Origin of the sequence: Collinsella intestinalis (assembly GCF_902364775.2) — a bacterium.
Taxonomy (GTDB): domain Bacteria; phylum Actinomycetota; class Coriobacteriia; order Coriobacteriales; family Coriobacteriaceae; genus Collinsella.
Map to the genome: position 1 here is coordinate 15,127 of NZ_CABJEU020000002.1, position 13,824 is coordinate 28,950.

General features: G+C 62.6%; 12 protein-coding genes. 10 read left to right on the forward strand and 2 right to left on the reverse strand.

Annotated features, from left to right (window positions below):
- Window positions 1-189: 189 nt before the first annotated feature.
- The gene (locus FY258_RS05820) at window positions 190-1,254 is read left to right on the forward strand and encodes a type IV toxin-antitoxin system AbiEi family antitoxin domain-containing protein (RefSeq protein WP_118104074.1); all 1,065 of its coding nucleotides are present in this window, start codon (window positions 190-192) and stop codon (window positions 1,252-1,254) included.
- A gap of 551 nt (window positions 1,255-1,805) precedes the next feature.
- On the opposite strand, the gene FY258_RS05825 is transcribed toward FY258_RS05820, so the two are convergent.
- Window positions 1,806-2,750, reverse strand: coding sequence for a zinc dependent phospholipase C family protein (locus FY258_RS05825; protein WP_118104076.1), 945 nt, complete (start codon window positions 2,748-2,750; stop codon window positions 1,806-1,808).
- Between the two features lie 157 nt (window positions 2,751-2,907).
- Between FY258_RS05825 and FY258_RS05830 the strand changes: the two genes are divergently transcribed.
- The 9 genes from FY258_RS05830 to FY258_RS05870 all read left to right on the forward strand — a co-directional run bounded on the left by FY258_RS05830 (window position 2,908) and on the right by FY258_RS05870 (window position 11,799).
- The gene (locus FY258_RS05830; protein WP_118104078.1) at window positions 2,908-3,639 is read left to right on the forward strand and encodes an amino acid ABC transporter ATP-binding protein; all 732 of its coding nucleotides are present in this window, start codon (window positions 2,908-2,910) and stop codon (window positions 3,637-3,639) included.
- 15 nt (window positions 3,640-3,654) lie between these two features.
- A complete protein-coding gene (locus FY258_RS05835; protein ID WP_182279453.1) occupies window positions 3,655-4,551 on the forward strand; it encodes a transporter substrate-binding domain-containing protein in 897 nt (298 codons plus the stop codon).
- On the forward strand, window positions 4,552-5,337 hold the full coding sequence (locus tag FY258_RS05840; protein WP_118104080.1) for an amino acid ABC transporter permease: 786 nt from the start codon (window positions 4,552-4,554) through the stop codon (window positions 5,335-5,337).
- A gap of 3 nt (window positions 5,338-5,340) precedes the next feature.
- Window positions 5,341-5,979 carry an amino acid ABC transporter permease gene (locus FY258_RS05845; protein WP_118104082.1) on the forward strand — a complete coding sequence of 213 codons (639 nt, stop codon included), beginning with the start codon at window positions 5,341-5,343 and terminating at the stop codon, window positions 5,977-5,979.
- Window positions 5,980-6,097: 118 nt separating this feature from the next.
- Window positions 6,098-6,808: a cytidylate kinase-like family protein gene (locus tag FY258_RS05850; protein ID WP_118104084.1), complete on the forward strand. Its 711-nt coding sequence runs from the start codon at window positions 6,098-6,100 to the stop codon at window positions 6,806-6,808.
- A 191-nt stretch (window positions 6,809-6,999) separates the two neighbouring features.
- Entirely contained in the window at window positions 7,000-7,431 is a 432-nt protein-coding gene (locus FY258_RS05855) for an Hsp20/alpha crystallin family protein (protein ID WP_118104086.1), read from the forward strand.
- 246 nt (window positions 7,432-7,677) lie between these two features.
- On the forward strand, window positions 7,678-8,175 hold the full coding sequence (locus FY258_RS05860; protein WP_259324471.1) for a hypothetical protein: 498 nt from the start codon (window positions 7,678-7,680) through the stop codon (window positions 8,173-8,175).
- Between the two features lie 393 nt (window positions 8,176-8,568).
- Window positions 8,569-10,179, forward strand: a complete 1,611-nt coding sequence (locus tag FY258_RS05865) for an MFS transporter (RefSeq protein WP_118104090.1) — start codon at window positions 8,569-8,571, stop codon at window positions 10,177-10,179.
- Window positions 10,180-10,185: 6 nt separating this feature from the next.
- Entirely contained in the window at window positions 10,186-11,799 is a 1,614-nt protein-coding gene (locus FY258_RS05870; protein ID WP_118104092.1) for an amidohydrolase, read from the forward strand.
- Window positions 11,800-11,897: 98 nt separating this feature from the next.
- Here FY258_RS05870 and FY258_RS05875 read toward each other — a convergent pair whose 3' ends face one another.
- On the reverse strand, window positions 11,898-13,733 hold the full coding sequence (locus FY258_RS05875) for a BglG family transcription antiterminator (RefSeq protein WP_118104094.1): 1,836 nt from the start codon (window positions 13,731-13,733) through the stop codon (window positions 11,898-11,900).
- Between the last annotated feature and the right edge of the window lie 91 nt (window positions 13,734-13,824).

Sequence of the window (13,824 nt, forward strand, 5' to 3'; positions counted from 1 at the left end):
GCCCAATAAGGGGCTCTCACCGATTGACTATAGGGTGTTAGTAAAAAGTTATGCCAATTTAAGCTGGGCGGTCAGTTTCTGGTTAGATAAGGGATAGAAGAATAGTCCACACTTCCTGGTACGGTTAATGTTCAGTCAGCTGTCGGCGCATAAGCCGAAGCCGTAGATTGCCAAAAGGGAGGGTTGGAAATGAGTGCAAAGAATGACAATGAGATAGGACAATTGTTAGACGGAGCCGAACGGGCCGGCCGCTGCCTATTTGCGCCTGAAGGCGCTTTGCGCCGTGCGTGTCGAAGGCGGGTCCTATCGGGTCAGCTCGACTCTCCGCATCCGGGGCTGTTTGTGAGGCAGGGTTATTGGGACGCCTTGAATGCCAATCAAAGGGTTCTCCACGTTATACGCGGCCTTGCTAACTTACATCCCGCGTGGGTTTTCTGCTTCGCGTCGGCGGCTGCTGTTCATGGGCTGGAGACCTCTTATTTGCTTGCAAACGAGGTGCATGTGATCGCTCGGCATGCGAGTCCCGCTGCGAGAAAGGGCGAGGCGGCGAGATCGGGCTATCGGGTGATTTACCATGCCCTGTCAGTGCGCGACGAGGATATTGAGCGGATTGATGGTGTGGCGGTCACAGCGTTTGATCGGACGGTGTTCGATTGCGTGAGGATTCTGAGCTTTCCGCTGGGCTTGGCTATTGCAGATTCCGCCTTGAGAAGAGGTGGTTGTTCGAGAGACGAGGTACTTGAAAATGCCTTGAACCTCTGGCCAGGATGTGTGGGCACGGCTCGCTTTGCAACCGTGATGCGTTGGGCGAATCCACTCAGCGAGAACGGGGGAGAATCTTATGCCCGTGCAATCATGCTGGAAAATGGAGTGGCAGAGCCAGAGCTACAGTATGAATACGTTGATCGGATTGACCCTGCGTATGTGTATCGGGTTGATTGCCGTTGGGAAATGAAGGGCGCCCTGGATGTGGGTGGCGAACTTGACGGGATTGAGAAGACGAGCAGTCCGGAGATGCTGCGAGGAAAGTCGACGCAGGAGGCATTGCGTAAAGAGAGGGAGCGGGAGTCGCGTCTTGCGCTGGATGTGAGACTCGCTCGATTCACATTCGCTGAGGCGAGGGCGGTGAAGCCGCTCATTCAGCTGCTGGATGCGTTTGGCGTGCCGCGGGGAATACCTTGTCCGGAGTTGACATTGCTGCGTGATGCTTCGGCCGTTGGACCGAGGTATTCAATGTACGCCGAACTTCGATAGGCGCGAGCGGTCGTATCGGGGGCCTTGCGCCAATGGCGGATCGGGATGGCGGTCGTTCTCATTTGGCGTTTTGTCGGGAAGCGCTGGATTGGGGTGGTGCGGTATATTGCGACCGTTTGTTTGCGTGGAGATGCGCAGGTATGGTCGGGAAATGCCGGGCTATCGCAGCGCAGCAATTTCCGACCATTTTGTAGCTCGGCGGCATGTGGGAATGGTCGCAATTTGCCAGGCTGCGACAGCGTGGCATTTTGCGACCATTATTTAGTCGGAGACCGCGCGGAAACGGTCGCGATTCGCCAGGCTGCGACAGCGTGGCGAATCGCGACCAAATGTTTGGTGCAAGTGGATTGGAAATGGTCGGAAATTGCCAGGCTGCAACGGAGTGGCATTTCTCGACCGTTTTTTAGTGGGATGGCATATAAAAATGGTCGTGATTTGCCTGGCTGTCGCACGGAGGCAAATCACGACCGCTTCTGGGTGAGATGGCATAGGCTCTGCCGTTTGCGGACGCCCGGCGTCTTCAGGGCGCCCGACCGGGCTTTCTGAAGGCCCTACTCCTCGCGGTCGAACTCCTCGTTCGCGTCGAGGGGGCGTCCGGAATAGTTCACATGCTCGGTCACGGCCCCCATGTCGCCGGTTTCGATGAAGCGACAGGCCGCCTGGGCGTAATCGTTCAAGGCGCGGTCAAAGACATCGGGGAATGCCTCGGTGCTCTCAGTCTCGGAGAACGGATTGCGCCAGGGCTTGTGCTCCAGGTTGCCGCACGCGGAGGGGGTTTCGGTGGTGACGCGGTGGGCGAGGGACTGCAGCAGGGAGTAGTCGTTCACCAGGCCCTCGAGGCGACCGAGCACATCGGAGCGCATAGACCCCGCGGGTTCGATCAGGCGGTAGACGAGCTGCATGTCTGCCACGGCCCCGCCGTATTCGTTGGCGGCAACATCCATGCCGTAGACGCTCTTTGCCATGAAGCTCACGAGTGCTCCGGCGACCTTGTCGATGCGCGGATTGCTGGAGACCTCGCCCACGGGCGGGAACTCGGCGATGGTGGCGCCGTTGCGCTTGAGCTGCAGCATGAGCAGGTCGAGGTCGCTCTCGATCACGGCGTGCACTTGGCTGCCGGCGCCAGTGAGGTCGGGGTCGGCCTCCTGGATGCCCCACTGCTGCGCATAGACGAAGGGGTGCGCGTTGCGGTCGAGCACGTAATGGGAGAGCATGCCCAGCGTCCAAGCACGGCCCACGCCGGAGTCGGAAGGTTGCAGGCGCGAGACGCCTTCGTGCAGCGCGGCGAACTGGCGGGACATGCGGCTGCGGTGCATGGCGCGTGCGAGCTCCATACAGGTCCCCATGTTCGGCGTCCTGAAGCGGAAGAAGAACGGGTCGGGGCCCTGATTGGCCAGCAGGAAGGCGGAGCGCTCGTCTTCGTTCGTGATGATTCCCTCGGGCAGGCGCTCGATGCTCTCCTCGCCGAAGAGGCGATGGGTGATCAATGCGGGCATGCGATCTCCTTTGAAGTGCGTACAACTGTCGCATATTATGCCCAGCTCGCGTCGGCGCAATCGCGCAATTGAAGTGGTTTTGAGGGTCAAAGATTGCGCCTACCTGGGAAAATGGGGTATAACAGGCACTTGTTCGAGAAAATGAGGGGGGAATCGCATGGCCAATATGATCGAAATCCGCGACCTGAATAAGTACTTCGGCGATCTGCACGTCTTGAAGGACATCGACCTCACGGTCGAGGAGGGCGAGAAGGTCGTCATCATCGGCCCGTCCGGCTCCGGCAAGTCAACGCTCATCCGCTGCGTGGACTATCTCGAGGAGCCCACCAGCGGTGAGGTCATCATCGACGGTACGCCGCTCACCAAGAAGAACCACTTGGAGATGGCCCGCACGTACAGCTCCATGGTGTTCCAGCAGTTCAACCTGTACCCCAACATGACGGTGCTCGGCAATCTCACGCTCGCACCCATCAAGCTGCAGAAGAAGTCCAAGGAGGAGGCCGTGGAGGCCGCCATGGTCGCGCTCAAGCGCGTCGGCCTGGCGCATAAGGCCGGCGAGTTCCCCCAGAACCTCTCCGGCGGCCAGCAGCAGCGCGTGGCCATTGCCCGCGCGCTGTGCACCAAGCAGCCGATCATCCTGTTCGACGAGCCGACCTCTGCGCTCGATCCCGAGATGGTCCAGGAGGTGCTCGACGTCATGATCGAGCTCGCGCAGGAGAACATCACCATGATCTGCGTGACGCACGAGATGGGCTTCGCGCGCCAGGTCGCCGACCGCGTCATCTTCATGGACGACGGCCGCATCCTGGAGCAGGGCTCCCCGGAGCACTTCTTCGAGAACCCCGAGAACCCCCGCTGTCGCGACTTCCTCGCGAAGATCCTGCATTAGGGCGAGGGGATGCAGATGATCAATCTGACACATACGCCGGGGGGTCTTTGCGGCTGCCCCAGTCGTCGAGCGGTGTTGCGCGCCCTCGCCTCCGTGACGGCGCTGGTGGGTGCCGGCGCACTGGTGGGCTGCGGCTCGACGGGCGCGGCGAATGGCTCTGGCCCCGCCGCGTCGGGTTCCAAGCTCTCCGCCATCAAGGCTCGCGGGCAGCTCAACGCCGGCGTGAAGAAGGACGTTCCGGGATACGGGTACTACGACCCCGCCGCCCGCACCTATGCGGGCATGGAGATCGACCTGTGCTATCAGATCGCGGCGGCCGTCTTCGACGTGACCTACGATGAGGCACGTGAGCGCGAGCTCGTCTCCTTTACCGACGTCACGCCCAAGACCCGCGGCCCGCTCATCGACAACGATCAGCTCGACGTGGTGTGCGCGACCTACACCATCACGCCCGAGCGCATTGAGAGCTGGGACTTCTCCACGCCCTACCGTACGGACTACGTGGGCCTCATGGTGAAGAAGCGCAGCGGCTTCACGCGCATCGCCGACCTTGACGGGCGAATCATCGGTGTGAGCCAGGGTGCGACCACCCAGGGCCTCATCGAGCAGATGCTCAAGGACGAGGGCATCGACGCGCACCCTGAGTTCCTCGCGTTCTCGGGATACCCCATCATCAAGAGCTCGCTGGATGCGGGCAATATCGATTGCTTCGCCATGGACCGCTCCACGCTGGCCGGATACATGAACGAGACGGTCGAGCTGCTCGAGCCCGAGGTGAAGTTCGGCGAGCAGAACTACGGCGTTGCCACCAAGAAGGGCAGCGACCTGTCCGCGGTCGTGGACGAGTGCGTGCGCACCTGCGCGGCGAGCGGTTGGCTCGATGCCGAGATCGAGAAGTGGGGGTTGGTGTAAATGCTCGAAGGACTGCTCGACCCCCGGCGCTGGGCGCTGACATTTGAGAATATGGGGCCGTTTTGCGAGGGCTTCGGCGTGACCCTCAAGGTCGTCGCCGCGGGTCTGGCCCTGGCCTTGCTGCTGGGTACGCTGCTCGGCGTGTTCTCCACCACGCGCTCGCGCATCTTGCGCGGCATCTCCCGCGTGTACGTTGAGTTCTATCAGAATACGCCGTTGCCGGTGCAGGTGCTGTTCATGTACATGGCCGGCCCGCAGTTCCTGCAGGTCGTGACAGGCGCCGCTCAGCCCGTGCGCATCGCGCCGTTCGCGTTGGGTGCTCTTGGCGTGGGCCTCTATCACGCGGCGTATGTGGCCGAGGTCATCCGCACGGGCATCGAGGCCGTGCCGCGCGGCCAAATGGAGGCCGCCCAGAGCCAGGGCTTCTCGCGTCTGCAGACCTACGCCTACATCGTGCTGCCCCAGACGTTCAAGATCATCTTGCCGCCCCTGTGCAACCAGGCGCTCAACCTGGTGAAGAACACCTCTGTGCTTGCGCTGGTGGCCGGCGGTGACCTTATGTACCGCTCCGACAACTTCGTGAGTCTGTACGGGTTCCTGCAGGGCTACATCGTCTGCTGCCTCATGTACTTCATCATCTGCTTCCCGATCGCCATGCTCGGCCAATGGCTCGAGCGTCGCAGCAAGGCCCGCCCGCGCGCCAAGGTCATCCCCGGCGTGACGGACGTGGCGGGGTCTTCGTCCGAGGGTGCCGCACAACCTGCGACCGCCGGAAAGGAGGCGTAACCGATGGAGATTTTCAACGCGACGAACCTCGTCTACATCTTGGGCGGCTTCATCAAGACCATCGAGATCTCGGTGCTGTCCATCATCTGCTCCATCGTGGTGGGCACGGTGCTCGCGCTCATCAAGAGCTACGGCCCCCGTCCGCTGCGCTGGCTCGTGAGCGCCTATATCGAGCTGTTCCGCTGCACGCCGAACCTGCTGTGGATCCTGTTCATATACTTCACCGTGCAGGGCATCGACATCTTCATCTCGACGCTCGCGTTCACGCTGTTCACGAGCGCCGTCATGGCCGAGATCGTGCGTGCGGGCCTGAACGCCGTGCCCGCTGGGCAGTTCGAGGCGGCGCAGAGCCAGGGTTTTGGCTTCTTTGCCACGATGCGCTACATCATCCTGCCGCAGACTTTCCGCATCATCACGCCCGCGCTGTTCGGTCAGTGCACGACGGTCATCAAGGACAGCTCCTACCTGTCCGGTATCAACGTCGCCGAGTTCATGTACACCACCAATGTCGTGATGGCTCATGCCGTCTCGCTCGACCAGGTGCTCATGCTGTACGGCTTCGTGTTCGCGCTGTATTTCGCCCTGAACTTCGGCATCTCGCTGCTGGTTCGTCGGTATCAGCGCAAGGTTGCGGCCGCATAGGGCCAAAAGAGGCGTCGCCGGCCCACGAGGGCGGGCGGCGCATTTTCTACGGCGGGCGCGCCATGGGCCCGTTTCCGCTGACCATCAAACGCAAACCCTTCGTACCCGGGAGGTAGCAATGGGTTTTCTGAAAGATATGCACGAGCGCAGGATCGCGGCGGCGCAGGAGGCACGCGCCGGTCAGCCCGTCGTGATCACTATCGCGCGCGATTACGGTGCCGAAGGCCACGAGATCGGCAAGATGCTCTCCATGGAGTTGGGCATCCCGCTTTACGACAACGAGTTGCTGGTCCGTTCCGCCGCGCGCAGCGGCGAGGCGCTCGACAAGGTGGCCGCCTACGACGAGCGCATGGCTGCCGAGTTCATGGCGTTCCTGCCCGATCGCGCGGATTCGCGCACCATCTCCGACCGCTTGTTCAAATCGATGGCCCAGGTGATCGTCGACCTTGCCGCCACGCGCAGTTGCATTATCGAGGGGCGTCTATCCGACTACCTGCTCCGCAACAATCCCAATCACATCGCGGTGCTCGTGACCGCCCCCTTTGATGCCCGCGTCGAGATCGTGCGCGCCAAGCGCGGCCTGGATAAGCGCGCCGGCGCCAAGCTCGTGCGCGAGATGCAGCATGCCCGTGAGGCATTTTACAAGCGCTACTCCGCTGGCAAGTGGAAGATGACGGACGGCAAGGACATCGTGGTCAACCGAGCCAAGCTTGGTCGCCAGGGGTGCGTCGACGTGATCGCCGCCGCGTATCGCTTCAAGCTCGCCGAGGTGGGCCGGGCCCCCGCGCCTGTTGTCGCCGGCGAGCTCGAAACCGGGGACCTCGGATAGGCGGAGATAGACCTTAGTCAGACAGACTTAGATTTGATGACAATGTGACGCTTAAAAAACTTGCGCAGACGTGAATAGCCTTGCGCGCGGCGGGCATAACGTGAGTGTCAAACAACGGCACGCACCCCGCAGGGCGCGCGCGAGGCGTGCGGGCACAGTGCCCCACGCGTATCACGAAGGAGTGATCGAGTATGGCTATGGTTCCGTATCGTCAGGGTTATGGCGTCCTCCCCGTGTCCACCAACTCTCTGTTCGACATCTTCGACGACATGATGGACATTCCGCGCACCGCTCTCGCCACCAAGGCGTTCCCCATCGACGTCGAGGATAAGGGCGATTCCTACGAGGTCAAGGCCTATCTCACCGGCGTCACCAAGGACGATTTGGACGTCGAGCTCAATGAGGGCCGCCTGTCCATCTCCGTGACCGTCGAGGAGAAGGAGGAGGACAAGAACAAGAACTACCTCCAGCGCGAGTTCACCGCGTATTCCGCCACGCGCGGCGTCTATCTCAAGGATGCGGCTTGCGAGGGCCTGTCCGCCACGTTCGCCGACGGCGTGTTGACCGTCACGGTTCCCAAGTTCGTGGAGAAGAAGAACGTCACCAAGATCGCAATCGACTAGCGCGCTGCGTCAAACGCCCCTGTCACGCCCCGGAAGCCCATGGGTTCCCGGGGCGTTTTTGTGCCCGATCGCCGCCTCAGGGACATGCCCGTCGATTCTCATACGGGGAACAGAAAAAATGGATGAAACGGCCACACATTGTTCGTACTTTGCCGTAACTACGGCAAACGTTGTGGTAAATCGCCATAAATGCCGACGATACACTATGTCCCGCAAAAATTGGCACACCAAGAGGGAAGGGTCAGCATGGCTGCAGAAACCAAGGCATTCAAGAGCTATCTCGCCAACAAGTGCATCATCGGTTACGGCATCATCAACGGCATCGTCAACGCGGCGATCTTCTTCGGCATGAACGCCTCCAACCCCGACGTGACTTTCGCCGCCGGCAAGGTCGTTGAGGAGATCGTCCTCACCGGCGCTCTGCTGGGCCTCATCCTGACCTGGTGCGTTGTTCCGCTCACCAAGATGGACCTGCGCAAGAACGTCTACAAGGCCGACGCCGACCGCAACGGCATCATCGCCAAGCTCCCCGGCGGCGCCATCACCCTGTCCATCCCCGTGGGCATCATCGCGGCCGTGGTCGCCGGCGCCCTGGCCTGGGTCTTCACCATGTTCCTGCCCATGCCCCTCACCCGTACCGGCATGATGATCTTCAAGGGCTGCATGTGCGCCGTCGTCGGTGCCCTGTCCGGCTACATCGTCGTGACCCGCACCACTGCCGGCTTCGAGCCCGAGTCCAAGTAACTCGCGACCTCATTGTTTTCCACACGCGGGCCGCGGAGAAGAAGCCGTGGCTCGCGCTTAGGGAGGCGGCCCCCACACCCGCCCCTCTTTTCCACGACCCCCATGTGCCGAAAGGCGCGTGGGGGCTTTTTCATGCCGCGGGCAAAGTCGCGCCAGCGCACGTGGATGAACCGCCAACACTTTGCCGTTATTACGGCAGACGTCCTGCTCGATAGTGTGTTTAGAGCGGCGTATTCTCGGGACGATTCAAACGTCGCGAACGTGATTTGGACGCTTCCGTGGGAATAAGGGGACCTGCGGTGGTTCGCATGGGAGCATGCGCGCGATCTGGTCGGGGCGTGTCAGTGCAAGGGAAGGGCAAGGGGCCCTTCTCGCAGAAGAAAGGAAGATGCAATGGCGTCTACTGCTGCTGCCAAGGAGGGGGGCAAGGAGAAGTTTCTCGTTCTCCCGATCCTCGTCTTGATTCTCGCCCAGATGGGCACCTCGGGTGATAACGGCGCCCTGTCGCTCGCCGCCACCGCCCTCACCCAGGACCTCGGCGCCACCGTCGCCGACATCCAGCTCGCCAACATGGTGTACTCCCTCATGGCCGGCGCCTTCATGATCGCCGGCGGCATGATGGGCACCATCATCGGCTGGAAGAAGAACTTCCGCATCGGTGCCGCCCTGTGCGCCCTCGGTGAGGTCGTTCTGGCCTTCGCTCCGAACATGATGGTCTTCATCTGGGGCGGCCGCGTCCTTGTGGGCTTTGGCGCCTCCTTCATGATCCCGTCCGTCCTGGGCCTCGTTCCCAAGATCTATTACGGCGCCAACCGCGTGCTCGCCTTCGGCTGCATCGGTGCCGCCTCCGGCCTCTCCGCGCTGCTGCCCCTGGTGCTCGGCGTTGTCATGGAGCTCGCCGGCATGAAGGTCACCTTCCTGGTGCTCGCCGTGTACTTTGCCATCGTCCTGCTGCTTTCCTTCAAGCTTCCTGAGATCGAGCAGAACGACGGCAAGCTCAAGTTCGACGGCATCGGCGTCGCTCTCGCCGGCCTCGGCCTGTTCCTCTTCCTCGTCGGCATCTCCCAGATCTCCTCTTGGGGTCTCGTCGAGGCCTTCCCCGGCGCTCCCTCCATCGCCGGCTTCTCCCCTGCCATCCCCATGGTCATCGCGGGCCTGATCGTCCTCGCCGTCCTCGTCGTCGTCGAGAAGAAGGTCGAGGCCAAGAACGGTCTCGCCCTGCTGCCCCAGTCCTTCCTGAAGACCCCCCAGGTGCTCGCCGGCCTCGCCGCCTCCGCCATCACCTTCTTCTTCATGGGCGTCCAGGCCATCCTCATGGCCCCCTACCTCCAGCTCGTCGCTGGCTGGTCCGCCATCACCGTCGGCGTCATCTCCATCGTGACCGGTGCTCCGACCTTCGCCTTCTCCATGGGCATCCCCAAGTTCTGCCCCAACGCCAACCCCCGTCGCGTCATCCAGCTCGGCTACATCGTCATGGCCTCCGCCCTCGGCTGCATGGCCATGGCCGTCACCAAGACCGGCGTGAACAGCATGCTCATCTACCTGGGCGCCTTCCTTGCCGGCTCCGGCGCGGGCATTGTGTCCTCCCAGGCCAACAACGTCGTTGCCCTGGCCGTGAACGAGCGTGACGCCGCCCAGTCCGGTGGCATCCAGACCACCATGCGCAACGTGGGCCAGGCCCTCGGCATCGCCCTGCTCGGCGCCGTCCTGCTGTTCGGCATTACCAACTCCGTGAAGGCCGAGGCCGCCAACAACGCCGCGATCTCCCCCGAGGTCAACGCCCAGCTCGCCGACATGAACTTCTCTCTCGTGTCCGACGCCAACTTCGAGGCCCAGCTCTCCGAGATCGACATGACCGATGCCGAGCGCACCGAGCTCGTCAAGATCAACCAGGACTGCCGCTTCAACTCCACCCGCATGGCTTACGCTGTGGGCGCCTGCATCGTGCTCGCCGGCCTGCTGACCACCCCCGCCATCAAGATCTTCAAGAAGGAAGAGGCGTAATTCGTCATGAAGAAGCTGTATTTCAACGGTGACTTCCTGCCCATGACGGGCGAGAACGACACGTTCGAGGCCCTCGTTGTCGAGGACGGCATCATTGCCTTCACCGGTTCGCTCGACGAGGCCCGTGCGTTTGCCGGCGATGCCGAGCAGATCGACCTCGATGGCGCCTGCCTCATGCCCGGCCTTATCGATCCGCACAGCCACATTTCCGGTTCCAACCAGTATGTGGTTGCCGCACAGCTCGAGAACTGCAAGAGCTTTGACGAGATCGTCGGCGCCCTCAAGGAGTTCGCAGAGCGCAACAATATCGGCGAAGACAGCGTGATTATGGGCGTGGGCTACGACCAGAACAGCCTGGCCGAGGGCCGTCACCCCAACCGTCACGTGCTCGACCAGGTGTCCACCGCGACCCCGGTCGTGATCACCCACGCCTCCTCCCACATGCTGGTGGCAAACACCAAGCTCATCGAACTCACCGGCCTCACCGCCGAGACCCCCGACCCCGAGGGTGGCCGTTACGGCCGCGAGGATGACGGCGTGACGCCGGACGGTTACTGCGAGGAACCGGGCGCCATGTGGCCGGTCTTCGGAATCGTTCAGCCGCGCCAGAAGCTCGACATGGATAAGCTCATCATCGAGATGCAGAACGTATACCTGGAGCACGGTATCACCACCTGCCAGGAGGGTGCCACCACGGGCGACCACGCGGCCATGTTCGCGGGCTTTGCCAAGAAGGGTCTGCTCAAGATGGACGTCGTGAGCTATCCCATGTACGGTGAGGATGTCGATGGTATGCTCGAGAACTTTGCGGAGTTCGATAGCCACGAGTACACCGGTCACTTCCGCTTTGGCGGCCTCAAGATGTTCTTCGACGGTTCTCCCCAGGGCCGCACCGCATGGATGACCGAGCCTTACACGCCCGGTGACGAGGGCGAGGGCTACTGCGGCTACGGTACGATCTCCGACGATGACGCCTACGACTTTATGCGCAAGGCGATCGACGGCAATTATCAGCTGCTCGCCCACACCAACGGCGACGCCGCGGCCGACCAGTACCTGCGCGTGTACAAGCGCGCGCTCGAGGATTCCCCGAATCCGAACAAGCACGAGCTGCACCCGGTCATGGTCCACTGCCAGACCGCCCGCCGCGACCAGTACGAGCAGATGCCCGAGATCCACATGATCCCGACCATCTTCACCAACCACATCTGGTACTGGGCCGACGTGCACCTGAAGAACTTCGGTCCCGAGCGCGGCGGCCGCGTCTCCGCGGTCCGCGATGCCCTCGACTTCGGCCTGCGCCCGACCTTCCACACCGATTGCCCGGTGCTGCGCCCGAATCTGTTCGAGAGCGTGTGGTGCGCGGTCAAGCGCGTCACCAAGAACGGCGTCCAGCTGGACGAGTCCCAGAAGATTTCCGTCTACGAGGGTCTCGAGTGCATCACCAAGAACGGTGCGTTCCAGTACGGCGAGGAGGACCGCAAGGGCACCCTCGAGGTTGGCAAGCTGGCCGACTTCTGCGTCGTGGAGCACAACCCGCTCAAGGTCGATATCGACGACCTGCGCGATCTCAAGGTCCTCAAGACCATCAAGGAGGGCGAGATCGTCTGGGAGGCCTAATGCCGCCCGCGCGCTCGCGCTTTTGAGCTTGTGAGCTCACATGGAAAGACGCCTGGCATGTTGCGTGCCAGGCGTCTTTTTTGTCTCTCTATGAGGCGTTACAGCTCCGCGGGGGCGAGCCCGGCCGCTGCCAGCTTGCGGCGGAAGGTCTGGGAGAGCGCGCCCAGCGCGCGCTCGTCGGAAGTTGACACGGCGAGCACGGCGGCATGGGTGAGCCGCGTCCGGCGGAAGGGGATCTGCGCATCTATGGAGAAGAGCGCGCTTCCCGTGCGCCCCGCCTCGTGCGAGAAATACGTGAGGATAAGCGTGTTGCCGCAGGTGAACGAGCACATCTCGAAGATCTTGCGGAACTCCTCGTCGGTGCCCGCCCACAGGTTCTCCTCGGTAAGCGCGCGATGCAGGGCATCGCGGAGCGATTCGCCCTCCATCTGGGGCAGCTCCCGCGCGGGGAGGTCGTCGTCGACGGGCCCGTCGCCCTGCGCGCGATGTTGCGCGATGGCGAGGATGGTGTCGTTGATATGGCGACGGTCGAGCTCGGTGATCGCGCTCGAGATGACCGCGACGGGCAGGGCCGTTTCGATTGGGTCGAATGAAATGAGGAAGTCCAGCCCATCGAGTGCGGTGCTCCCGCCCACCTCCTCGCTTTCGGGGATCACGCGGGCGATGCGGATGAATGGCAGGAAGCGCTCGATGCGGTCGCGCGCGAACAGCACCTGCTCGACGCCGCAGTTCACCACGAGGCCGGCGCGCCATGTGTCGCTCGCCGCGATGCCGTCCATGAAATCGAGCAGCAGCATGGCGATGCGCGTGAGGTCGGTTTCGTACAGGTCGACCGAAGAAAGGCTCGGCGTGTCGCGCATGAGCTGCGCGAGGCGCATGAACAGCGTCATGTTCTCGAACCTCACGGTCCATGAGATCTCGGGCGGCAGGGCGATCGCTCGATCGAGCTTGCGATGCGTGATGCCCGCCTCGAAGAGCATGGCGAGGGGTTTGCGCAGATGGGATGCCGGGCGCGTCCCGTATCGGTCGGAGAGCGCGCGGAAGAGGTCGTCGGCGAGGTGGGCCGACTCGCGGTCGGGGGTGTAGGTGTCTTGGAAGTCGGGTGTCCAGCGGCGCGCGGCGACCGAGAACAGCTCGATGACGACGGCCTTCTCGCCGGATCCCAAGGTTATGCCGTAGTGCTTTTCGATGCGGCCGAGCATGGCGGCGAACGCAGGCGGGATGGCGGTGGCGCGCGCGGGGACGCTCTTGCCCTTGCGGATGCGCAGCGTCATGACTTGCAGGTAGATGGCCAGTTCGTGGCGGGCGTTATCGGTGAAGGGGCAGTCGAGGGTGCGTTCCACGGCCTCGATCTCGTCGAAGAGGAACTGGCGGTCCTCGCCGAAAAGCTGGGGCTCGACGCGACGCTTCATGGCGGTGGGGGCGAGCTCGAACAGGCTGTGCGTGACGAAGAAGCGGATGTGCTCTTCGGGCCCCACCACGGTGAGGCGATGCCCACGCTCGATTCGGGCGCCATAGGGGTAGAGCATATCGTTCCAGGAGCGGATGTCCTCCTGGGCCTGCTGTTTGTTGGTGAGGATGGCGCGGGCGAGGGACTCGACCGTGTAATCGCCGTTGTAGTCGCAAATGAGTAGAAGGATGCCGCGGTAAAACCGGTCGAGCGCTGGGTCCATGGCGAGTGCGCGCTCTTTGACGAGGCCGAGGATGCGCTCGCGCTCCGCGGGGCTCGGGTTGAGCTGGATACCCGTGCCGCGCTTGGAGGCGGTGTGGGCGGCGAGGCCGTTTTGCTCGAGGAAGGCGTTGATGGCCGCGACGTCGTTGCGCACGGTCCGCTCTGAGCACGAGAGCTCTCCGGCGAGGGTCGCGGTGGGTATATAGCTCGTGGTGGACACGAGGGTCTTGAGAAGGTTTGCCTGCCGGCGATTGATGCTCATGGCTTGTGCGTCCCCCGATGGTCGCGACGGTGGTTTCCAATGTCGCGGAATTTGCCGCATATCAGGCAAACTCGCTGCACATAGATGGTAG

What these genes read in the sequence shown, in the direction of transcription:
- FY258_RS05820 (WP_118104074.1), top strand. Translation starts at nt 190, where the DNA reads ATGAGTGCAAAGAATGACAATGAGATAGGACAATTGTTAGACGGAGCC.
- FY258_RS05825 (WP_118104076.1), bottom strand. Translation starts at nt 2,750, where the DNA reads ATGCCCGCATTGATCACCCATCGCCTCTTCGGCGAGGAGAGCATCGAG.
- FY258_RS05830 (WP_118104078.1), top strand. Translation starts at nt 2,908, where the DNA reads ATGGCCAATATGATCGAAATCCGCGACCTGAATAAGTACTTCGGCGAT.
- FY258_RS05835 (WP_182279453.1), top strand. Translation starts at nt 3,655, where the DNA reads ATGATCAATCTGACACATACGCCGGGGGGTCTTTGCGGCTGCCCCAGT.
- FY258_RS05840 (WP_118104080.1), top strand. Translation starts at nt 4,552, where the DNA reads ATGCTCGAAGGACTGCTCGACCCCCGGCGCTGGGCGCTGACATTTGAG.
- FY258_RS05845 (WP_118104082.1), top strand. Translation starts at nt 5,341, where the DNA reads ATGGAGATTTTCAACGCGACGAACCTCGTCTACATCTTGGGCGGCTTC.
- FY258_RS05850 (WP_118104084.1), top strand. Translation starts at nt 6,098, where the DNA reads ATGGGTTTTCTGAAAGATATGCACGAGCGCAGGATCGCGGCGGCGCAG.
- FY258_RS05855 (WP_118104086.1), top strand. Translation starts at nt 7,000, where the DNA reads ATGGCTATGGTTCCGTATCGTCAGGGTTATGGCGTCCTCCCCGTGTCC.
- FY258_RS05860 (WP_259324471.1), top strand. Translation starts at nt 7,678, where the DNA reads ATGGCTGCAGAAACCAAGGCATTCAAGAGCTATCTCGCCAACAAGTGC.
- FY258_RS05865 (WP_118104090.1), top strand. Translation starts at nt 8,569, where the DNA reads ATGGCGTCTACTGCTGCTGCCAAGGAGGGGGGCAAGGAGAAGTTTCTC.
- FY258_RS05870 (WP_118104092.1), top strand. Translation starts at nt 10,186, where the DNA reads ATGAAGAAGCTGTATTTCAACGGTGACTTCCTGCCCATGACGGGCGAG.
- FY258_RS05875 (WP_118104094.1), bottom strand. Translation starts at nt 13,733, where the DNA reads ATGAGCATCAATCGCCGGCAGGCAAACCTTCTCAAGACCCTCGTGTCC.